At 61.6% G+C, this 7348-nt stretch carries 3 protein-coding genes; 2 read left to right on the forward strand and 1 reads right to left on the reverse strand.

The window, feature by feature from the left end:
* Positions 1-2488 (reverse strand): bifunctional [glutamate--ammonia ligase]-adenylyl-L-tyrosine phosphorylase/[glutamate--ammonia-ligase] adenylyltransferase (glnE, locus tag AC2VNK_RS09230; RefSeq protein WP_486883546.1); only part of this gene is annotated, 2488 nt, incomplete at its 3' end.
* Positions 2489-2709: 221 nt separating this feature from the next.
* On the opposite strand from glnE, the gene AC2VNK_RS09235 reads away from it, so the two are divergent.
* Positions 2710-6423, forward strand: a complete 3714-nt coding sequence (locus AC2VNK_RS09235; RefSeq protein ID WP_486883547.1) for a YhdP family phospholipid transporter — start codon at positions 2710-2712, stop codon at positions 6421-6423.
* A gap of 4 nt (positions 6424-6427) precedes the next feature.
* Positions 6428-7261: a carbon-nitrogen hydrolase family protein gene (locus AC2VNK_RS09240; protein WP_486883548.1), complete on the forward strand. Its 834-nt coding sequence runs from the start codon at positions 6428-6430 to the stop codon at positions 7259-7261.
* Positions 7262-7348: the final 87 nt, after the last annotated feature.

Here is a 7348-nt window from a genome sequence, read left to right on the forward strand (position 1 = left end):
GCCGCATGGCGCGAACGTCTTCTGCCAACTGTTCTGGATTGCGCGGCTGGCCGAGAATTTCCGCACGCAGGCTGGTGAAACGGGCGCCGAGCGCCGCATCGCCAGCGATCCAGCGAGCGCGGGTGAGGGCTTGGTGTTCCCAAGTCCAGGCGGATTCCCGCTGATAGCGGCTGAAGGCGTCCAGGGTGGTAACCAGGGGGCCGGACTGCCCGCTGGGGCGCAGGCGCATGTCGATCTGGTAGAGCAGCCCAGCACGGGTGAGGGTGCTGAGGATGTGAATAATCCGTTGTCCGAGACGAGCGAACCAGGTGGACGCCGCGAGGGGGGCAGGACCATCGCTTTCGGCGTCGAGGGGGGCGTCGTAGAGATAGACCAGGTCGAGATCGGAGGCGAAGCCCATTTCCCGGCCCCCCAGTTTGCCAAAGGCGATAACGGTGAAGGGGGCCGCTTGGCCGTTGCTGGAGCGCACGCAGCCGTGGCGGCGCTGCATCTCCGCTTCAGCCCAAGCCAATGCGGTTTGCAGGGTGAGCTGGGCGAGGTCACTGAGTTGGGGGAGCAGCGTTTCCACGGGCAGCTGGTCCGTCCAGAAGGCGGCGGCGAGGCGCAGGACTTCGGCATTTTTGAAGCGCCGCAGGGCATCCATCCGTTCTTCCATATCTTCAGCAAGCTGTAATTGTGCAGCGAGGGCCTGCGGCCAGTGCTCGGGGCTGATGACGGTGTCGCTGAGCACGTCATCCAGCAGGATGGGGAAGCGTGCCAGCTCCTGTGCCAGCCAGGGGCTGCGCAGTAACGCCGCGATGCGTATGAGGTACGGCGGATTCTCCGCAAGCAGAGCGAGGTAGTTGGCACGCCCCAGAATGGCCTCAATGAGGGTGAGGAAGCGTTGTAACAAGGCGTCGGTGTGTGGCTGGGCGCTGCACAGGTCGAGGGCCAGAGGAAGCAAGCGGTTGAGGCGTTGTCGTCCTTCTGTAGAGAGGCGGCTGGCCACATCGCGGCTGTGGGCGAAGCGCCAAAGGCGTGTCCATACGGCTTCCGGCTCCGTGAAGCGCAGGACTTGGAGCAGGTCGCTGGGAGCGGCTTCCAGCGCGCCGGTCTGGGCGCGTTGCCAGAGTTTCTCTCCGTTGCGATTTTTACCTTGGCGGTCATCCTCCCCGGAGGCCAGGATGCGCTGAAAGATAACGTGGTTTCGCTGGCGGAGGGTGTCTAGGGTTTCGCGCATGGTGATTACATCCGTGAAACCCATGCTGCAGGCCAGGCGTTGCCATTCCAGTTCCGAGCGCGGTAGTTGCTGGGTCTGCTGATCATCGACCATTTGCAGGCAATGCTCGGTATTGCGCAAAAAAAGATAAGCACGCCGAAGCTGATCGACATCGTCCGCAGGCAGAAGTCCAGCACTGGCGATGGCCGCAAGGGTGTCCAGGGTGTTGGTGCTGCGCAGACCGGGTTGGCGGCCACCGTGGATAATTTGCAGGGATTGACAGATAAATTCGATTTCACGGATGCCGCCTTGGCCCTTTTTGATGTCGTTGCTGCTGCCACCTTGTTCCGCATCCATGAGGACTTTGACTTCCCGTAGGCCGGTGAGGGCGGTGTAGTCCAGGTAGCGGCGATAGACAAAGGGGCGCAGGGTGTCGAGAAGGATTTGGCCAAAGGTGACGTCACCCGCGACGGGGCGCGCCTTGATAAAGGCGTAACGCTCCCAGCCGCGGCCATGCACCTGATAGTATTGCTCCATGGCGGCAGTGGAGATGCAGAGGGGACCGGCATCTCCGAAGGGGCGCAGGCGCATGTCGACGCGGAAGCAGAAGCCGTCGGGCGTGCGCTGATCGAGGGCCTGAATCAGCCAGCGACCGAGGCGCTGGAAGTAGGCAGTGTTGTCGAGGGGACTGGGGCCATCGGTCTCGCCGCTCTCGCCGTAGCAGAAGATGAGGTCGATGTCGGAGGAGAGGTTGAGTTCGCGTCCACCCAGCTTGCCCATGCCGAGGACGGTGAAAGGCACCTCCTGACCGTTGCTGCTGCGGGGGGTGCCGTGGCGCTGGCGCAGCATCGCCACGCCATAAGCATAAGCGTGTTGCAGGCAAATTTCGGCCAGTTCGCTGAGGGCGGCTACGGTTTCTGAATAATGTTCGCCGGGCTGACGATCCTGCCAGATGATTTCTACCATACGGGCATTGCGGTACTGGCGCAGATCGGCAAGGAAGACGTCGCTGGTGAGTCCGTGGGTGGCGGCAAGGTCGCTGTGTCCGCCGCGTGCGAGGCGTAGCAACCAGTGGGGGTGGCGTAGGAGAAGTTGGCGCGCAAAGGGGCTGACACAAGCGATATGCACCCAATGTGCAGCAAAAGAAGGTCCAGGGCGGCGGAGCTCAGCCTGTTCCTCAGCAGCGAGGGTAGCCCAGGTGGCGGCGAGTGCCTCGGTGATTGCCTCTGCTTCCAGGGGTAACAGGTTAATGGCGTGGATGATCTCCACGGGTAACTCAGGTGCCGCCATGCCTGCTCCTTCCGGTATTGTTCCGCATCGTGTGTATGGGCAGTGTAACTTATCCCCGTTTTCGGGTCCGCATGGGGCTCTGTGGCGCTTCTTGTGCTAGGATTTTGTGCGATACCGTTGCAGCGTTACGCGGTGCTATGTGGTAACGCGGTCCGCAGAGAGAATCGTAGTAGGGAGCACATTCATTACCTCATGGCGTTTACCGGCGTTGACCGGACGGATTGGCTGATGTTACGGGCTTTCATGAGAGGCGTGCCTTGCCGCGTTTGCGCCTGACCTTTGCCGGTGTCCGCCGGGTTAGCGGTTGGCTGTTGGCCATCGTGCCGACAGTGCTGGTATTGCTGGCGGCGGCTTTCTATCTCCTGCTGATTCCCCGTCTGGATTTGTTGCGTCCCTATGTTTCTCAATCCTTGTCGCGGGCTTTGGGTGCTCCAGTGCAGGTGCGAGGTATGCAACTGGGTTGGAACTGGGGGCCGTTGCTGGAATTGGCCGCGTTGCGGGTGGGCCCGTCCGCACAGCCCGAACTGGCGCTGCACGGGGTGCATCTGCGCCTTTTTGCCCTGCCGCTGCTCTGGGGGGAGCTGGTTGCGCAGGATTTCCGCATTGCGGACGGCGAGGTGTCCGTCGTTCAGGCGGCGGACGGTGACTGGCAGGTGGCCGGGCAGTCGCTGGGACATGGCGGATCGCCATTGTCGCTGGATCTGGACTGGGCGCATGTGGATGTACAGCATCTGACCGTACAATGGCGATCCCAGCCGCAGGCCGCCCCCATTCCGCTGCGTGTGCAGTGGCAGAGCAGCGGTGGCTTGCGTCCGCAGATGCAGGTGCAGGTGCGCTGGTCACCTCAAGGTCTGTTGCGCTATTCAGGAGCGGCGCGCGGCGTCTTTACCCGTCCGGGGCGCTCCTCTGGCAGCGGTAACTGGGTGTTGCAATCGTTGCCGCTGCCTTGGTTTCATCTCGCGGATCCGCACTTGCCGGTGTTGGGCGGCAGCGTGAGCGGCAGCGGGCGCCTGCAATGGCGTTATGGCTTGCCGCGCACAGTTACCGGGCAGTTTGCCGTGCATGACGCCGGGGTGGACGGTAAGCAATGGGCGCAAATCCATGGCCATCTGGGCTGGAATGGAACGGGTTCCACCGGGACATTGCAGCTTGCTGATTTGACGGGGCTTGCTTCACAACCTTTGGCAGCGCGCTTGGGGCTCAACTGGCGCCATCGCCTGCAATGGCAGGTAGAAACGCCGCTGCTTCCCGCCGCACTTCTCCAGAACGTGCCGGAGATGGCCCTCCCCGTGCAACTCCGTTGGATACCTCGGCAACAGTGGCAGGGCAGCTTGCGCGACCTGCACTTCCGCTCGCACAGCGTGGGACACCAGCCCGCCACCTGGGAGCTTCAGGCAGGGCTTCATGACATCGGTGTTTCGCCGCATGGAGACTGGTTTGGCGTGCAGGGCCTTAGCGGCGACATCGTCCTTCACCCGGAAGCCCTGCAATTCCATCTGGCGAGCCGGCAGTTCACCCTGGACTGGCCACAACGCTTTGCAGCGCCGCTGCACCTGCAAGAAGTATCGGCACGGGTTGTCGCCCGGAAGGCGGGTACCGACTGGTCGATTCAAGCCAATCCGATCGTGTTTCAGGGGCCAGGTCACCTGCAGGCCAGCCTGGCGGTGCAGGGCCAGCAACTGCGTCTGAAGGCTCAGCTTGACGACATGCCGGTGACGGCGATGGCGGATTTCGTACCGCAGAGCGGTATTAGCCCTGCCCTGCGCCAGTGGTTACTTCAGGCCTTTCAGGCGGGATCCCTGCAGCATGCTGATCTGCAGTGGCAGGGACCATGGAGTCACCTGCCACGCCAGGCGCCGGGCGAGCATTTTTCGCTGCGGGCGAATTTTCGCCATGTGACCCTGCATTATGCCCCGCGCTGGCCAATAGCGACGCAAGTGAACGCGCAACTCCTCTGGGCGGGAGATCGCCTTTCTGTCCAGAGTCGTCGGGGTGATATTTTCGGGGTGCCAGTGGCGTCCGCAAGCATCGCTCTCAACCATCTCTTCGCACCGCATACCTCGCCGCTGCAGGTAACTTTGAAGACGCCGATCCCGCTGGATAAATTGCTGCCTTTTTTGCGGGAAACACCAGTATTGGAGGGCAAGGCCGTGGCGAATATGCCCCTGCGTCTGACGGGGCAGGGGCAATTACAATTAGCCCTCAACATCCCTTTCGGGACTGAGAAGAGCCAGGTAGATGGCCGGATCGATCTCCGCCACGCAGGGGTCGGGTGGGGCGGCTGGCAGGCTACGAGTATGCAGGGGCCGGTTTATTTTCAGCGGGACAAGATTCAGGTTGGCGAGCTGAAAGGCGTTTTTGCCGGTGGTCCCGTGCAGGCGAGCCTGCAGGTTAGTCAACTGGAGACCGCGCCGCGCCTGCGTTTTTCGCTGCAGGGTGAACTCCAGGCGGCTGATCTGCCGATGCCGGAACGCTGGCGCACGGCTTTCAGTGGCGCCGTCCCGTATCAGGGTAGCGGTACGCTGTTGAACAACGAGCTGCATTTTAAGGGCGATGCCGACCTGCGCCAAAGTCGTAGTGCTTTACCTGCGCGCTTGAATTGGGCATCAGGCAAGGGTGGAAACCTGACCGTGCAAAGTCATGGCAATGTGGCTCACCGTTTGCAAGTCAATTTCAAGCTACCCCTGGGGTCTGCCGTCCTGGCTTGGCAACGGGAGGAATCCGTCTGGCGATGGGAGGCTGGCGCCGCACGTTTGGGTGGAGAAATCCCTCCGCCACTGCCCAGTACTGGGTTTTTCCTTCAGGGCAGTGGCGATAGCCTCTCCGTAGGAGCGTGGCTGAACATGCTGACAGGTGAAGAAGACCGTAAGACGTGGCCGGGAATCCGCTTTGACCTGCATTGGCGGCACCTGCGTTTTCTGCAACAGGATTGGCCGGATGTGCAGATCCGCGGCCAGGTGGCGGCAAAGAAGCTGCATCTGCAATGTGTCAGCCCCCGGTTAGCCGGCGTCATACACTATGCGCGCGCGCCGCAGCCCACGGCTTCCGCCCAACTCCGTCTGGACATCCAAAAATTAAGTGTTGCTGCACCGGTATCCGCGGTATCTTCGGCCCCCGTCCTTTCGCAAATACGGCAAGGGGCCGCAGGCAGCCCGCTGACACTGCATACCCAGATCGCGCAACTCGATTGGCATGGCCACAAGATGCATGACGTGCTGCTGGATGCCGGGCGATCGGCGACCGGGTGGAACATTTCTATGCTCAAAGGCGACTGGGCAGGCAGTCAATGGGATTTTAAGGGGTCGTGGCAGGGCGCCGGAGCGGGTCAGTCGACCTTTCAGGGAAATATCCGCAGCAACAATATTGCGCCTGTTCTGCTGGACATCGGTATGGATACCCTGGACTACGGCCGTGCCGATTATGCGGGAAAATTGTCCTGGCCAGGTGCGCCCTGGGATTTCTCTGCAGCGCATCTCAGCGGAAACATACAATCAAAGCTGTGGAATGGTCGTCTCAGAAAACTGGGTACGGATATTTCCTGGCTCATCTTCCTGAATCCTACGACGTTGTTTGAAGATGTTCTTACCTTTGATTATCGCCCGCTCTTCGGCGGCGGCTTGTTCTTTTCCAAGCTTTTTGCCGACTTCCAGGTGCATGATGGTGTCGCCCATACCCGCAATCTGCTCCTTGAATCCAGCGCGCTCGAAATGAAGGGGATTGGCGCTGTCGACCTGACGCATCGAACCGTGAGTATGGGGTTGCAGGTTTATCCCTTGCAGAGTTTTGACTTGCTCCTCGGGCATTTCCCCATACTCGGTCCCGCCATCTTCGGGAAATCGGGCAAGGTGCTGGAATGGCGTTATCAGGTGGACGGGCCCTGGGCGCATCCGGTGGTGCGTCCGGTGCATGCACCGGCCAAGGCCGGAGGGAGCTAAAACGATGAATGCTCAGGTTGCCGTAGTGCAGATGGTGTCTTCGGACGTGCTGGCGGATAACCTCGCCCATGCCGGGTCTCTGCTGGCGCAGGCGGCTACGGGAGGTGCGCAACTGGCGCTCTTGCCCGAAAATTTTGCCCTCATGGGGCGTGACGAAAAAGCCAAGCTGGCCATTATGGAGATGGATGGCGATGGCCCGATCCAGTCCTGGCTGGCAGCGCAGGCGCAGCGCTTTGGCCTGTGGTTGATAGGGGGCAGTTTCCCCCTGGCCGCCCCTGACGGACGCTGCTATGCCGCCTGCCTGGCCTTCGACCCCACCGGCCAACGCCAGGCGCGTTATGACAAGATACACCTCTTTGATGTCGACCTGGCGGGCGGCGAAAGTTACCGCGAGTCCCGCACCATTGCCCCTGGCAGCACCCCGGTGGCCGTGACCACGCCCTGGGGCCAGCTTGGCCTCTCTATCTGCTATGACCTACGCTTCCCGGAGTTATACCGCTGTTATGCGGAGGCCGAATTACTGGTCGTCCCCAGCGCCTTTACCCAGCAGACGGGTGCCGCGCACTGGGAGTGTCTGCTGCGGGCCCGTGCCATTGAGAACCAGGCCTATGTGCTTGCTGCTGATCAGGGTGGTTTGCACCAGAATGGCCGCCAGACCTTCGGCGGTAGTATGATTATTGATCCCTGGGGTCAGGTGCTGGCCCGCATGGACCAGGGCGAAGGAGTCGCTCTAGCCCAGGTTGACATGGAATTTTTGCAGCGTTGCCGCAGTAATCTGCCCGCGCTGCAGCATCGTCGCCAGGCATTTTGTGGCGCCTCCCAGGCGACACCGGCCTAATCCTTCTGTTGCAGCGTGATGGGGGCCACCGCGCCGCTGAACGCCGGCCTCGCCTCAGAAACCAGGCCCCTTGAAGTGGCGGCGGGA

This window comes from Acidithiobacillus sp. TH-A35 (genome assembly GCF_057473505.1).